This is a genomic window from Dactylosporangium sp. NPDC051484, assembly GCF_040689395.1.
GTDB lineage: Bacteria > Actinomycetota > Actinomycetes > Mycobacteriales > Micromonosporaceae > Dactylosporangium.
Genome location: NZ_JBFAZX010000008.1, coordinates 103,493 through 116,496 on the forward strand (window position 1 = coordinate 103,493; position 13,004 = coordinate 116,496).

Here is a 13,004-nt window from a genome sequence, read left to right on the forward strand (position 1 = left end):
CGGATCGGCGTCTGTCGGCGTGTCATCACAAGCCGGGCTGGTCAGCATGCTACGTATGGGGACATGGCCAGGACCGTGAAGCGGGCGTTCAAGTACCGCTCTACCCGACCGGCGCGCAGGCCGCTGAGCTTGCGCGGACGTTCGGCTGTGTCCGGAAGGTCTACAACCTTGCCCTCGCGGCGCGGACCGAGGCGTGGACCCAGCGCCGGGAACGGGTCGGCTACAACGCCACCTCGGCGATGCTGACCGCGTGGAAGAAGACCGGGGAACTCGCGTTCCTCAACGACGTCTCCTGCGTGCCGCTGCAGCAGGCCCTGCGGCACCTGCAAACGGGATTCGCGAACTTCTTCGCCGGACGGGCCCGCTACCCGAGCTTCAAGAGCAGGAAGAAGTCCCGGAAGTCCGCCGAATACACCACCAGCGCGTTCCGGTACCGCGACGGCAAACTCACGCTCGCGAAGATGGCCGAACCGCTGGACATCGTGTGGTCCCGGCCGCTGCCCGACGGCGTGTCGCCGTCCACCGTGACCGTGTCGCAGGACGCGGCCGGACGCTGGTTCGTCTCCCTGCTGTGCGACGACGTGATTCCCGCCGCCCCGGCCACCGCAGCGGCCGTGGGCGTGGACGTCGGCCTCGACAGCCTGCTCACCTTGTCCACCGGGGAAAAGATCGCCAACCCGCGGCACGAACGCCGCGACCGCGCCCGGCTGGCCCGCGCGCAGCGGGCGTTGTCCCGCAAGGAGAAAGGCTCCAACAACCGGGCCAAGGCCCGGGTCAAAGTCGCCCGGCTCCATGCTCGGATCGCGGATCGGCGACGGGACCACCTGCACAAGCTGAGCACTCGGCTCGTTCGTGAAAATCAAACGATCGTGATCGAGGGTCTGACCGTGTCCAACATGGTCCGCAACCACACCCTCGCCCGTGCCATCTCGGACGCGGCGTGGCGACAGTTCCGGACCATGCTGGAGTACAAGGCCACCTGGTACGGCCGTGAGGTGATCACGGTCGACCGCTGGTTCCCGTCCTCCAAGCTGTGCTCGGCCTGCGGGGCGCTGGCCGAAAAGCTGCCGCTGAACGTCCGGGCGTGGACGTGCCGGTGCGGCGCCGCCCACGACCGGGACGTGAACGCGGCGAAGAACATTCTGACCGCCGGGCTGGCGGTGTCTGCCTGTGGAGCTGGTGTAAGACCTCAACGGGAGTCCTCCCGGACAGGGCGGCCGGCGGTGAAGCAGGAACCCCCTGGGGCAACCCAGGGAATCCCTCCCTTTAGGGAGGGGAGGATGCCAAGGTTCGACAGTACCGAGGGGGTACGACAGTTTTGGGCCGACAGGACCCTACGCCGACGCCCCGGTTACCCGATCAGCTCGTTGATTTGCCCCGCGAGCGCGATGTCCTTCTCCGTCACCCCGCCAGCCGAGTGCGTCGACAGCCGGAAGGTCACCGTCCGCCACCGGATGTCGATGTCAGGATGGTGGTCGGCCTGCTCGGCGACGTGTGCGACCTCCGCCACCAGCCGTATCCCGTCCAGGAACGAGGGTGCGGTCACCGACCGCTCGATGCCGTCCGCGTCGCCGGACCACCCCGCGAGCTTCGCCAGCGCGGCGGTCACCTCTTCGTTGCCGAGCACATCAGCCATGGCTCCGAACCTACCCCCGGGCCCGCCGACTTCGAGCCACGACTTGCCGTACCGGCCGCCTTCTGGACGCCGCCGCTCACCCACGCCGCCGGCGGCCGCGGATGATGCTTTGCAGTACCGAGATGAAAACGACGACGACCACCGCGGCCCCGACTGCGGCGATCACAGCGACCGAATGCTCACCTCCGGCGTTCTTGCCCGGTTCGGCCGAGGCCGAGGCCTGGGGCGTCGCGCCGGGTGATGCCGGCGGGACCTCGGCGGTGAGGGCCTTGACGAGGTCGAGGATGCCGTAGCCGTACTCCGGATCACGACCTGGCGCACCGGCGTCCTGCGCGGTATAGGTGAGCCGGCGGATGACGTCCTGCGCGCTCAACTGCGGATACTTGGCCCGGACGAGCGCGGCGGCCCCCGCGACGATGGCAGCAGCGTCGCTGGTGCCGGTGCCCTTGCGGTATCCCTTTTCGATGTTGGTGGAGACGATGTCCACGGCGGGTGCGGCGATGGCGACCTCGGAGCCGGTGGTTGAGATTTCCGCATGACGGCCTTGCCGGTCGATCCCGCCGACGGCGAGGACGCCAGGCGCACGGGCGGGGTACGCGATCTTCTTGTTATCGGGTAGGTTGCCGGCCGCGGCGACGACGACGATATCGGCATCGAGCGCATTCTGTACCGCTGTGCGGATCTGCTCATCCTCGGCGGCCGAGAGTGCGATGCAGACGACTTTCACACCGTTTACGGCGGCCCATTCGAGAGCGGCGGCCAGGTTGGCCGAGTTGCCACCGAAGTCGAGTGACGGCGCGACCCGCAAAGGGACGATAGTCGCCTTGGGGGCGATGCCCAGTGCGCCGTCGTTGCCTCCGTTGCCGCGCCCGGCGATGAGGCCGGCCATGGCCGTACCGTGCCCGTCGGTATCGGACCGTCCATCGCCGGCTCGCCCAAAGTCTTTGCCGGCGACGACCGCCGAGGCCAGTTCGGGCGCACTCGGGTCGACGCCGACGTCCGCGACTCCGACCACGACGCCCGCGCCCTGGCTGATTTTCTGCGCGTCCGTGACGTGCAGGTACGACAGGTGCCACTGCTGGTCGCGTATCGAATCGGCGAAGGCCGGCGCCGCCGTCACGGCCGTGATGACCACGACGGCCAGCACTGCCAGCCAGCGCCGGATCAACGGTCGAGGCCGATCACGCCGGGGGTTGCGTCGTGCTGGTCTGCGAGGCTGGGCGCCTCGAGCAATGGCGCCACGCCGTCCGCGACCGTCCACTGGTTGTCCGGGCCGCCTTTCCGGTCGTTGCACCGCCTGGTGTACGCCTCGTAGCTATGGTCCCGCCAGCCGCCCGTTGACGTTCGCTGATCGACCGGGATGCGGCCGTTCGCACCGGCCGACCCGGCGGCCTTGCCTTGCCCGCCGAGACCTGCTGGCGGAGCGGAACCTCCTCGCAGCACGCCGTCGGCCGGTAGAGCCGCCCGCGCGATCGGCGCTGAGAACGGCCGGCTCTCTGGTTCGCCGATCCCGCCACCTGAGCGCATGGTGCTCTGCCGTAGAAGCGAATTGGGCGGCGACGTGTCGCCACGCGGCGACGTGCCGCCAGCCGTCGGGTACGGCACCGTGAACGACGCAGCGATCGGAGGGAGGACCGGCGGGGCGGAGAGCACTGGCGGCACGGAGGAGCGGCTCGGAAACTCGATAAGCGTCGTCTCCACGGGGGTACCGGCCAGCACGGGCGAGTCTCCGATAGCACCGGGCGTGGAGCCGGTAACTCCGACGGCCGCGGGCGGATTGAAGGGGCGGGGGATCAGCCCTGGTCCGAAGCCAGCGCCGGAAGCGCTTCCACCACTGCTGTTAGAACCGCTTGAGCCTGGCACGGGCAGGCCGACGCCTTTGTCGAGGTGCGCCATCGGCTGGATCTCGGCCGGATTGGCGGTCGCTTCGGCGATCTGCTGATCCATCTTCTCCATGATCTTGCGGGCTTGTGCGTCCACGCCGCGTTGGTAATGCGCCAACACGTTCGGTGTGTTCGGCACCCAGCTGTTCGGCACCCATTGGGCGAGGGGGTCGGAGGCTTGGGCGGCATGGTGGTCGTCGTAGGTCTCGTGCAGCGGCTTCAGGGCACTGCGCGCTTCCTGGATGATGCTTGTGACCTGGTTGTACTCGTCCTTGACCCTCAGCACCGCGGCACTCGTCGCGTCGATCAGTTCCATCATGCCGTCGATTCGGGCGAGGAACGATTGGGCCGCGGGACTATGCGCCGGGCTCCAGGAGCGGGTCAACTGGTCGCGAAGATCGCGGAGCAGCGTCAGCTTGTCCCGCAGCAGGTCGTGCTTCTCCTGCCATGCCGAGAGGTGCTTCTCCGTGTCGGCCGGGTCTTCGTCGGCGACCATCTTCCACAGGCCACGTGTGTTCCACTTGTCATAGGTGCCGCTCACACAGCACCTCGCTTCATCTCGTGAAGGTCTTCGAGTGCGGCCATGTTTGCCAGGTGGTCCTGAGCATCGGCCGTGCGTCGAGTCGCTTCGACCTGTGCCGCCGTGTCGCTGATCTTCGTCGAAGCGCCGAGCAGTATCGTGTTGGCATCTGTCGCGGAGAGGGTGTCGGCGTGCTGGTACGCCGCAACGATGTCGCGTGTGGCCTGGGCGAGTACGTCACAGTTGTAGATGAGCGCATCGAGAAAGTCGATGGCGGTGTTCATCTGGCCGTAGTACTGGTTTACGGCCCCCTGCACGACGGGGCTCCCACTGCGCTCGCCGAATACGGCGTGCCACATCAACAGCTGCTTGATGCGATCGCTGCGGGGCGTGATGTCTCTGTCCGCGTCGTCCCTGAGTCGTGCGCCGACGTCGAGGACGCCGGCCTTGTTGATCTCGATCTTGTGTTGGTCCGCCACGGTGTCTCCCCCGTCCGTGCGTTGAAATCTCAAAGTAGCCGAGCTGGGCAGGAGTAGAAAAGACGATATGTCGATGGTTGGGGTCACGCGGGAGCTGTTGGTGCGCACTGTGGACACCTGGGCGCCCGGGAATCTGCACGCTGCGCACGGAGCGACATTTCTGCATGCCTCGGGCAGGGGGATCGATCACGCGGCGGCCGAAGGGGCGGTGCGGGCGTTCGCCGAGTTCGGGGATCGGCTTCGGGGGCGGCTGACATTGTTGTTCGTAGCGCCCGGGGTTCAGGCGCTGCAATCGCGTGTTCAGGAAATTCAGCGGGAATTGCGTACGCCGCCGGAAATGGCCGTTCACGTCGTGCCCGGCGGCAATGTCGCGGCGGTGCTGAAGGCGGCCGGGGCCGGGGCCGGGCCACTGCTCGCGGTCATTGACGAAACCGTCGACAAAAACCTTTCAGCGGCCGTTGTACTCCTCACGGCCCCGGCCGGCACGTGGGGTGCCCAGCGCGCGGAGCTTCAGCGGTCGGGGCTGGAGCTGACGGCCGGCGTGGAGCTGGTGGACGGCTCGGACGAACTGCTCGTCGGGTTCGGCACACGATCGGCGAAGAGCCTGGAGGCGTTCAAGAGCGAGCTGTGGGCCCTCGATGAGTACGCCGGCGTGCGCTACCGCGATCCGCAGGACCCCGAGGGCCACCTCATGGACATCTCGATCGAGCCGAACCCGGGCGCGCTGCGGCGCGAGATCCTGCAGGTGCTGCGCGGCGGCGGCATGACGGTGACGGAGCTGAAGCGGTTCGCGCTCACCGACACCGTGTACCGCGCCGCCGACGCGCAGAAGGTCGTCGCGGCGCTGCTGCACGCCGGCGCCGTGACGCGCTCGCCCGAGGGTGGGCGACTGGGCGGCGACGTAGTGATCACCCTAGCGACCGGCGGATGAAGTCCAGCTCGATGCGCAGCAGCTTCTCGGCCAGGCCGCCCGCGGCCATGTGCGTGGCGCCCGTCAGCGGGATCATCGAGTGCGGCCGGCCCGCGGCGAGCAGCGCAGCCGACAGGCGCAGCGTGTGCGCGGCGACCACGTTGTCGTCGACCAGGCCGTGGACCAGCAGCATCGGGCGGGCGTCCTCGGGGCGCACCGGCGGCTCGGCGGCCAGCTCGACGAGGGAGTTGTGCGCGTACACGTCGGGCGCGTCGGCGGGCAGCCCCAGGTATCGCTCGGTATACGCGGTGTCGTAGAGGCTCCAGTCGGTCACGGGGGCACCGACGACCGCGCAGTGGTACACGTCGGGGCGCCGCAGCACGCCCAGCCCCGACAGCCAGCCGCCGAACGACCACCCGCGGATCGCGACGCGGCCGAGGTCGAGGTCGGGGTGCTTGTCGGCGAGGGCCTCGAGCGCGTCGACCTGGTCGGACAGGATCACGTCGGAGAATCGGCGGTGGATGGCCTTGTCGAAGCTCGGCGCGATGCCGGGAGTTCCGCGGTTGTCGATGGAGATGACGGCGAAGCCCTGGTCGGCCCACCACTGTTTCTCCTGCCAGCGGGCCCGCGCGGCGACGACCTCCTGGTGGCCGGGGCCGCCGTAGATCGCGACGAGCACCGGCAGCTTGCGGCCGGCGACATGGCTGCGCGGATAGAGCACCCCCGTCGGCACGCTCCGGTCGGTGACCCGTTCGAGTGCCGGTCTCGGCGCATAGGGAGGCGTCGCGGCGAGCGACGGGATCTCCCCGATCGATTCGCCGTTATGGGTGACTCGATACCGCCATCCGTTGTCCTCCAGCGTCTGCGACGCGATCACGACGGTGCGGCCGGCCGCCTGCGCCTGGTGCCACCCCGGCTCGGTCGTCAGCCGCGTCGCCCGGGGGGTCGACTGGGTGACCGGAATGTGGAAGATGTGCTGCTCGCTGGGCTCGCCGTCGCTGGCCTCCACCACCAGATCGCCGTCGAGGCGGCCGGCCACCCTCCTGACGTACAGATTGGGGGGTGTGATGAGGCTGCCGTCGGCGAACAGGCAGCGCGCGTCGTAGCCGTCGTGGGCGAGTTCGCCGCCGACCAGCACTCTTCCGTCGGCCAGGTGGGTCGGCGTGCCCGGGACCGGCTCGACCCAGCGCGGATCGGCGAGCTCGGCGTGGACCTGCGTCTCGCCAGTGCGCGGGTCAACGGCGATCACGAGGCCGTGCTGCTGCAGGCGACGCAGGACCGTCAGCAGCGGACCGCCCTGCTCGGACCACGACGCGGCCACGAGATACGGGTAGGTCTCGCGGTCCCAGTGCACGTCGACCCAGCCGCCGTCGAGGTTGAGCACGTGCAGTGTGACCTTGGCGTTGGTCGAGCCGGCGTGCGGGTAGGCGACCGTGGTCGGCGGCTGCTCCGGCAGCGAGGGGTCGTGCAGGTGCCAGCGGGGCACGCGCGACTCGTCGACCCGGGCCGTGAGGATGTCGCGGCCGTCGGGCGACCACCAGTACCCCCGGAAGCGGTGGAACTCCTCGGCCCCGATGAACTCGGCCAGGCCCCAGGTCACGCCCTCCTCGCCGGCTAGCAGATTGTCGGTGCCGTCGGCCTCGATGACGCGCAGGGTGCCGCCGGTGACATACGCGATCCGGCGTCCCGTCGGGTCGAGCCGCGGGTCGACGACCGGGCCGGTCGTGGCGAGCTCGGTCACGTCGCCGGTGAGCAGGTCGACGCGGAACAGCCGGCCGCCCAGCGGGAAGACGGCGAGCACGCCGGCCCCGTCGAGGGCGAACGAGCCGATGCCGCCGGCGGACAGCCGCAGCCGCTCGCGCAGCGCCCGCTCGGCCGCCGGCAGGCCCGGCTGGTCGCGTAACAGGGTCGCCGGGTCGGCCAGGCGGCGCTCGGTGCGCGCGGCGACGTCGAAGACCCACAGCGCGTCGCTCGGGTCCTCGGGGCCTGACGAGCGCAGGAAGATCACCCGCGCGCCGTCCGGGCTCACCGTGACTGCGCGGGGTGCGCCGTAGGAGAAGCGACGGGTTCGTGCGGCCAACTCCGGATAGTCCACTCCGGAATGTTGACTCGTGGCCGCCGGATTGTCATGTGATTGGACGGGAACGTCACTCAGGGTGCATGACCTACTACACGGATCGTGGCGACTGGAAGAACTGTCGGTGGCACGCCGTAGAGTTGCCCACGTGAGTCCTCGGAGCATCCTGTTCGTCCATGCACACCCCGACGACGAGTCGATGGGGACCGGTGCCACGATGGCCCGCTACGCGGCCGACGGCGCCCGTGTCACCCTGGTCACCTGCACGCTCGGTGAGGAGGGCGAGATCCACGTGCCCGCGCTGGCCGGGATCGCCGCCGCCGAGGGCGACCAACTCGGTGGGTATCGCATCGCCGAGCTCGCCGAGGCCTGTCGCTGCCTCGGCGTCACGGATCACCGCTTTCTCGGCGGCGCCGGGCGGTATCGGGACTCCGGCATGATGGACACCCCGGCCAACAAGCATCCGCGCGCGTTCTGGGGCGCCGACCTGGATGTCGCCGCGGGGCAGCTGCTCGAGGTGGTCCGCGAGACGCGCCCGCAGGTCGCCGTCACCTACGACCCCAACGGCTTCTACGGCCACCCGGACCACATCCAGGCGCACAGGGTGCTGACCCGGGCCGTCGAGCTGGCCGAGGCCGAGGGGATCGCACCTCAGAAGGTGTATTGGACGGCGGTGCCGCGCAGCGTGCTGGAGGCCGGCATGCGCGAGTTCCGCGACTCGAGCGACAACCCGTTCGCGGACATCGAGCGGCCGGAGGACCTGCCGTTCGGCACCGCCGACGAGGACATCGCGGCCCGGGTGGACGCCCACGAATTCGCGGAGGAGAAGACCGCCGCGCTCAAGGCCCACGCCACGCAGATCCCGCCGTCGTCCTGGCTGTTCTCGATCGCGGGCAACTTCGGCGCCGAGTTCATGGGCGTGGAGTATTACCAGCTCGCACGTGGCGAGAAGGGCCCCGGAGTTGGTCCGTATGGCTGGGAGGAGGACCTGTTCGCGGGTCTGGAGGTCGATGTGGCGAGGCCGCTAGAACCGCGGAAGGTGCCGGTGGGGGTGCTGGAGACCACGGCGCTGGGCGGTTCGGCGCTGGAGGCCGGGTCGTCGTGAGCACCAAGCGCACGGGCCCGCCGCGGCCGGGGGGACGATCTTCCGCGAAGCTCGCCCCCGAGCCCCCGGTGCCGCCGGACTCGGCCATCGCCCCCGACCTGAGCGAATCGCCCGCGTCTGGTGGCCCATCGGGTTCCGGCGCATCGCCCGAGCGAGGCGCGACCACCGGGTCGGCCGAACCGGGCGCGGGCGGCGAATCCGCCCGGCGCAGCGGGCCGGACGCGACGAGCGACGCATCGGCCGGGCCGGGTGCCCTTGGCGAAGCGCCCGAGCGAGGAGCGGCTGGGATCGCGGGCGGCGGGTCGGCCCAGCAGGGCGCGCCGGGCGTGACCGATGGCGGGCTGGTTGGGTGGGTCGCGGGCGGCGGGGCGGACAGTCGCGCGAGCGGCGAGCCTGGCAAGTCCGACGTTTCGAATTTGCCGCCGGCAACATCCGAAGGGGCGTCGACGGACGCATCGGCGGGGTCGGGGGGCGGGCGGCGGGAGCTGCCTCCGGAGTGGGCGCACCGGCTCGACGTCGTCATCACGGTGGCCGGGCTGATCGTCGCCACGCTACTGGCGGCGGCGCTGGCGATCATCGAGGCGCTGTATTCGCCGCTGCGCATCGGGGGCGTCCGTGTGCCCGTCTCGCTCCTGATGGCGCTGGTGACCAATCCGCTGCTGGGGTGGTTCGCATATGTCACGACCGGGCGGCGCTTCGCGGCGATCCTGCCCGCAGCGGCGTGGTGCGTGATCTGGTTCCGCGCCGCGGACCGCACGTCGGAGGGTGACATGATCATCACTAACGACAACTGGGTGGGGCTACTGACCTTGATCGTGGGGCCGCTGGCGTTCGCGATCGGCATCTACGTGTCGGCGATGCGGCAGCGCACCGCCCCGCGCCGGCCGAGTGATCCCGCTTCGGGCTCCTCCTCGTCGAGTTCATCGAGACCGGCCGGCAGCTAGCGAATAAGGCGCTGCCACGCCACCGAGGCCGCCGAGCGCTTGGCCGGCGGTGGCTGGGCGCTCGCTGGGAGGCTCGTCGTCGGCGGGGCCGGACGGGAGTGCGGCGCATTCGCGGTTGTGGACCGATTCGGGAATGACCAGGTGCTTTGCGCCATGCGCAGGAATGTTTCCCCGAGCCATTGCGGTGGTCGAGTAAAGTCGCGCCGCGTTGCTAGGAAACTCCGAGGCGGCGGGTCTTGCGCCACGCAGTGTAGACGGGTAGACACGTTCCCGCGCCGCGCGTTGAGGGTGTCGGCCGATCGGGAACCAGCTTGACGGAGGCTTGCGATGAAGGAGCGATTGCTGCCTATAGGGCTCATCGCGGGGGGCCTTTTTCTGGTCAATGTCGTCGCGCGGCTCGTGGTGCGGTTCGGGGCCGGGGACGACGACGCCAAGCAGATCACCATCGGGCTCTGGGCGTTGGTCGCGGTCGGGGCGGTGATGATTCCCGTCGCGTTCTGGTATGGGCGGAGGCACCCGATGGTTCGCGTGATCGGGGAGCTCGGGCTCGCCGTTGTGGTCGCCTGCCTGCTGGCCGTGCTCGTCGGGCCGTTCGTGTCGGGGGTCGGGCCGTTCAGCAACGGGGCCGGGCTGGTTTTCCGGCAGTTCTTCTACTTCGTGGGGCTGTCCGCGATCGGGGCCGTGATCGGGCTGTTGCTGTTGATGACCACCGGGCTGGATCACCGGTCGCAGTCGTGGAAGCGGTACATCGAGCGGTCCGGCACGAAGCCGCGCAAGGCCGTGCGCCGATAGTTTCGAAGTCGGGTCAGAGTAGGCGCCGTGACGAATAGACGTGGTGGGTGGCGAAGCCCAGCCTCTCGTACAGCGTCACCGCCGGCGTGTTTCGCTGCTCGACCTGCAGATAGGCGTCGCGGGCGCCAAGTGCCGACGCCCACTCGACCAGGGCTGCGATGAGGAGCCGGGCCAGGCCGTTGCGGCGCACACGTTCGTCCACGCCGATCAGCGACAGGCCCAGCCAGCGCGACTCCGGGTCCGCCACGCAGCCGCGGGCGGTGGCCAATAGGGTGCCGCTCTCGTCGCGCCACTCGGCGAACCTCACCTGCGGCACGGACGTCAGCACGTGGCGAGCCGACTCCGGCAGCGGGCCCTTCCGGCCGCCCACCGCGGCCAGCCACTCGGCGGACGGCGATGTCGCCAGCTCGATCCGGCCGCCCGCCGCCGGACGCGAGGAGGGCGGGTCGTCGGGCGCGGCGGGTGAGGAGCCGGGCGAAATGGCGGGTGAAGTGCTGCCGGGCCAAGATTCGGAGACGCCGATGAGCCTCGCCACTGGCGCCGTCATCATCTGGGTCGCCGGCATCGCGATCCAGCCGCGGCGCTCGAGTTCGTCGTCGAGGCGCTGAAACAACGGTACCGGGACGCTCATGGCGGGGACGAGGGCTCGTTCGCCGTACCACTGCCGCACGAACTCGATCGCGTCGGACACTGGGAGGTCGGGGTCGCCGATGGCGAGGGCCGAGTTGGCGCGCTGGGTCCAGCCGTCGGTCGCGCGCAGCAGCCAGTCGCCGAGGTTGGCCTGCTCGCGGGCCGGCCAGCCCAGCGCGGCGGCGGCCTCGAGGGACTCGGTGGGGGTGAAGCGGCGGCGCGGAGGCACCGGCTTGGCCCTGGCGATCTCATTGACTGGAACGCGCACCGCGCCCGAGCGGGCACAGACTGTGAGATGCGTCTCGGTCACTTCGTCCAGGCGGCCCAAGATGTCCGAAAACACGGGTCGTTCGTCTCGCATGCCGACGAATCGGCGTACGACGACGCGCTGTCCCACGTGTTGCGGCCCGAGCACGATCGACCTCCCCTGAACCTGGATACTAGGCTCGTACCGCCGCGGTAGGGATGCGGCGGGGTCTGCCAGCCCAGGCTGGCAGCCTCAGGCGCGAAAGAGGGCGACCCGTGACATACATCATCGCCGAACCCTGTGTGGACCTGCTCGACAAGGCCTGCATCGAGGAGTGCCCTGTCGACTGCATCTACGAGGGCAACCGCATGCTCTACATCCACCCCGACGAATGCGTGGACTGCGGCGCCTGCGAGCCGGTGTGCCCGGTCGAGGCGATCTTCTACGAGGACGACGTGCCGGAGAAGTGGAAGGACTTCGTCGGCGCCAACTACTCCTTCTTCGACGAGCTGGGCTCGCCCGGCGGCGCGTCGAAGGTCGGCAAGGTCGAGAAGGACGCGTCGTTCGTCGCCGCCCTGCCGCCGCAGGAGCACGACCACTGACCGGCAACGGTTCCGCAGCAGGGGCCCGGCGCGCGCTGGCGGCCGGGCTGCCGGACTTTCCGTGGGACCGGCTCGAGCCGGCCAAGGTGGCGGCCGCCCGCCACCCGGGCGGCTTGGTCGACCTGTCGATCGGCACGCCGGTCGACCCCGTGCCCGCGATCATCCGCGCGGCGCTGGCCGAGGCGTCCGACGCGCCGGGGTATCCGCTGACCGCCGGCACCCCGCGCCTGCGCGAGGCGATCCGCGACTGGGTGACCCGCTGGTGCGGCCCCGGGTCCGGGTCGTTCGGAGTGCTGCCCACGATCGGCTCGAAAGAGCTGGTCGCCTGGCTGCCAACGCTGCTGGGTCTCGGGCCGGGCGACACCGTGGTGATCCCGCAGGTGTGCTATCCGACGTATGAGGTCGGCGTCCAGCTGGCCGGCGCCAACGTCGTGCGCGCCGACTCGCTGACCTCGCTCGGGCCGGCGCGCGTCGCCATGGTCTGGATCAACTCGCCGTCCAACCCGACGGGCCGGGTGCTGCCCGAGGCGCACCTGCGCAAGGTCGTCGAGTGGGCCCGAGAGCGCGGCGCGATCGTGGTCAGCGACGAGTGCTACCTCCCGCTGCCCTGGGAGTCGTCCCCGGTGTCGATCCTGTCGGTCTGCGACGGCGTGTTCGACAACGTGCTCGCCGTGCACTCGCTCTCGAAGCGTTCGAATCTCGCCGGGTATCGTGCGGGCTTCCTCGCCGGCGATCCCGCCCTGGTGGACGAGCTCCTCGCGGTGCGCAAGCACGCCGGCATGATCGTGCCCGACCCGGTCCAGGCCGCCATGGTCGCGGCGCTGGGCGACGAGACCCACGTGGACGAGCAGCGCGAGCGCTACGCGCGGCGACGCGCGATCCTGCGCGAGTCCTTCGAGCGGGCCGGGTTCTCGGTCGAGCATTCGGAGGCCGGTCTGTATCTCTGGGTGACCCGCGACGAGGACTGCTGGTCCACGGTCGGCTGGCTGGCCGAGCGTGGCATCCTGACCGCGCCGGGCGCCTTCTATGGCCCGGCGGGGGAGCGGCACGTCCGGGTGGCGCTGACCGCCCTGGACGAGCGGGTCGCCGCGGCGGCGACCCGCCTCTGAACGACCAAGCCCGGCACCGGCGGCCGAGGCAATCGGCTACAGCGCGCAAGGCCGTGGCGGCGGATCGCCG

Annotated in this window: 12 protein-coding genes and 1 pseudogene; 7 read left to right on the top strand and 6 right to left on the bottom strand. The window is 70.1% G+C overall.

Annotation, left to right across the window (positions count from 1 at the left end):
• Positions 1-11: 11 nt before the first annotated feature.
• Positions 12-1,136, top strand: a pseudogene (locus tag AB0367_RS16845) (RNA-guided endonuclease TnpB family protein); the annotation flags it as partial.
• A gap of 215 nt (positions 1,137-1,351) precedes the next feature.
• On the opposite strand, the gene AB0367_RS16850 reads toward AB0367_RS16845, so the two are convergent.
• The 4 genes from AB0367_RS16850 to AB0367_RS16865 form a co-directional block, all read right to left on the bottom strand.
• Entirely contained in the window at positions 1,352-1,636 is a 285-nt protein-coding gene (locus AB0367_RS16850; protein WP_366227218.1) for a 4a-hydroxytetrahydrobiopterin dehydratase, read from the bottom strand.
• Between the two features lie 76 nt (positions 1,637-1,712).
• A complete protein-coding gene (locus AB0367_RS16855) occupies positions 1,713-2,783 on the bottom strand; it encodes a S8 family serine peptidase (RefSeq protein WP_366227219.1) in 1,071 nt (356 codons plus the stop codon).
• 17 nt (positions 2,784-2,800) lie between these two features.
• Complete coding sequence (locus AB0367_RS16860) at positions 2,801-4,060, bottom strand: hypothetical protein (protein ID WP_366227220.1); 1,260 nt, start codon at positions 4,058-4,060, stop codon at positions 2,801-2,803.
• Positions 4,057-4,518: a hypothetical protein gene (locus AB0367_RS16865; protein WP_366227221.1), complete on the bottom strand. Its 462-nt coding sequence runs from the start codon at positions 4,516-4,518 to the stop codon at positions 4,057-4,059. The genes AB0367_RS16860 and AB0367_RS16865 overlap by 4 nt, the downstream gene beginning before the upstream one ends.
• Positions 4,519-4,591: 73 nt before the next feature.
• Here AB0367_RS16865 and AB0367_RS16870 point away from each other — a divergent pair, with 73 nt between their 5' ends.
• Positions 4,592-5,449 carry a hypothetical protein gene (locus AB0367_RS16870; RefSeq protein ID WP_366227222.1) on the top strand — a complete coding sequence of 286 codons (858 nt, stop codon included), beginning with the start codon at positions 4,592-4,594 and terminating at the stop codon, positions 5,447-5,449.
• Here the strand turns inward: AB0367_RS16870 and AB0367_RS16875 are convergent.
• Positions 5,427-7,523: a prolyl oligopeptidase family serine peptidase gene (locus AB0367_RS16875; RefSeq protein ID WP_366227223.1), complete on the bottom strand. Its 2,097-nt coding sequence runs from the start codon at positions 7,521-7,523 to the stop codon at positions 5,427-5,429. The two genes, AB0367_RS16870 and AB0367_RS16875, sit on opposite strands and share 23 nt — an antisense overlap.
• Before the next feature lie 130 nt (positions 7,524-7,653).
• Between AB0367_RS16875 and mshB the strand changes: the two genes are divergently transcribed.
• From mshB to AB0367_RS16890, 3 genes are all read left to right on the top strand, one after another.
• The gene (mshB, locus tag AB0367_RS16880; protein WP_366227224.1) at positions 7,654-8,610 is read left to right on the top strand and encodes an N-acetyl-1-D-myo-inositol-2-amino-2-deoxy-alpha-D-glucopyranoside deacetylase; all 957 of its coding nucleotides are present in this window, start codon (positions 7,654-7,656) and stop codon (positions 8,608-8,610) included.
• Positions 8,607-9,554, top strand: coding sequence for a hypothetical protein (locus AB0367_RS16885; RefSeq protein ID WP_366227225.1), 948 nt, complete (start codon positions 8,607-8,609; stop codon positions 9,552-9,554). The genes mshB and AB0367_RS16885 overlap by 4 nt, the downstream gene beginning before the upstream one ends.
• Before the next feature lie 327 nt (positions 9,555-9,881).
• Positions 9,882-10,346 (top strand): hypothetical protein, encoded by a 465-nt coding sequence (locus AB0367_RS16890; RefSeq protein ID WP_366227226.1) that lies wholly within the window; start codon positions 9,882-9,884, stop codon positions 10,344-10,346.
• Between the two features lie 13 nt (positions 10,347-10,359).
• Here AB0367_RS16890 and AB0367_RS16895 read toward each other — a convergent pair whose 3' ends face one another.
• The gene (locus AB0367_RS16895; protein ID WP_366227227.1) at positions 10,360-11,391 is read right to left on the bottom strand and encodes a GNAT family N-acetyltransferase; all 1,032 of its coding nucleotides are present in this window, start codon (positions 11,389-11,391) and stop codon (positions 10,360-10,362) included.
• A 107-nt stretch (positions 11,392-11,498) separates the two neighbouring features.
• Here AB0367_RS16895 and fdxA point away from each other — a divergent pair, with 107 nt between their 5' ends.
• Positions 11,499-11,825 carry a ferredoxin gene (gene fdxA / locus AB0367_RS16900; RefSeq protein ID WP_354764780.1) on the top strand — a complete coding sequence of 109 codons (327 nt, stop codon included), beginning with the start codon at positions 11,499-11,501 and terminating at the stop codon, positions 11,823-11,825.
• A gap of 35 nt (positions 11,826-11,860) precedes the next feature.
• Positions 11,861-12,934 carry a succinyldiaminopimelate transaminase gene (dapC, locus tag AB0367_RS16905; RefSeq protein ID WP_366227343.1) on the top strand — a complete coding sequence of 358 codons (1,074 nt, stop codon included), beginning with the start codon at positions 11,861-11,863 and terminating at the stop codon, positions 12,932-12,934.
• Positions 12,935-13,004 lie beyond the last annotated feature (70 nt).

Bases quoted from the DNA above. Each gene is read 5' to 3' on its own strand.
- AB0367_RS16850 (WP_366227218.1), bottom strand. From the start codon at position 1,636: ATGGCTGATGTGCTCGGCAACGAAGAGGTGACCGCCGCGCTGGCGAAG.
- AB0367_RS16870 (WP_366227222.1), top strand. From the start codon at position 4,592: ATGGTTGGGGTCACGCGGGAGCTGTTGGTGCGCACTGTGGACACCTGG.
- AB0367_RS16890 (WP_366227226.1), top strand. From the start codon at position 9,882: ATGAAGGAGCGATTGCTGCCTATAGGGCTCATCGCGGGGGGCCTTTTT.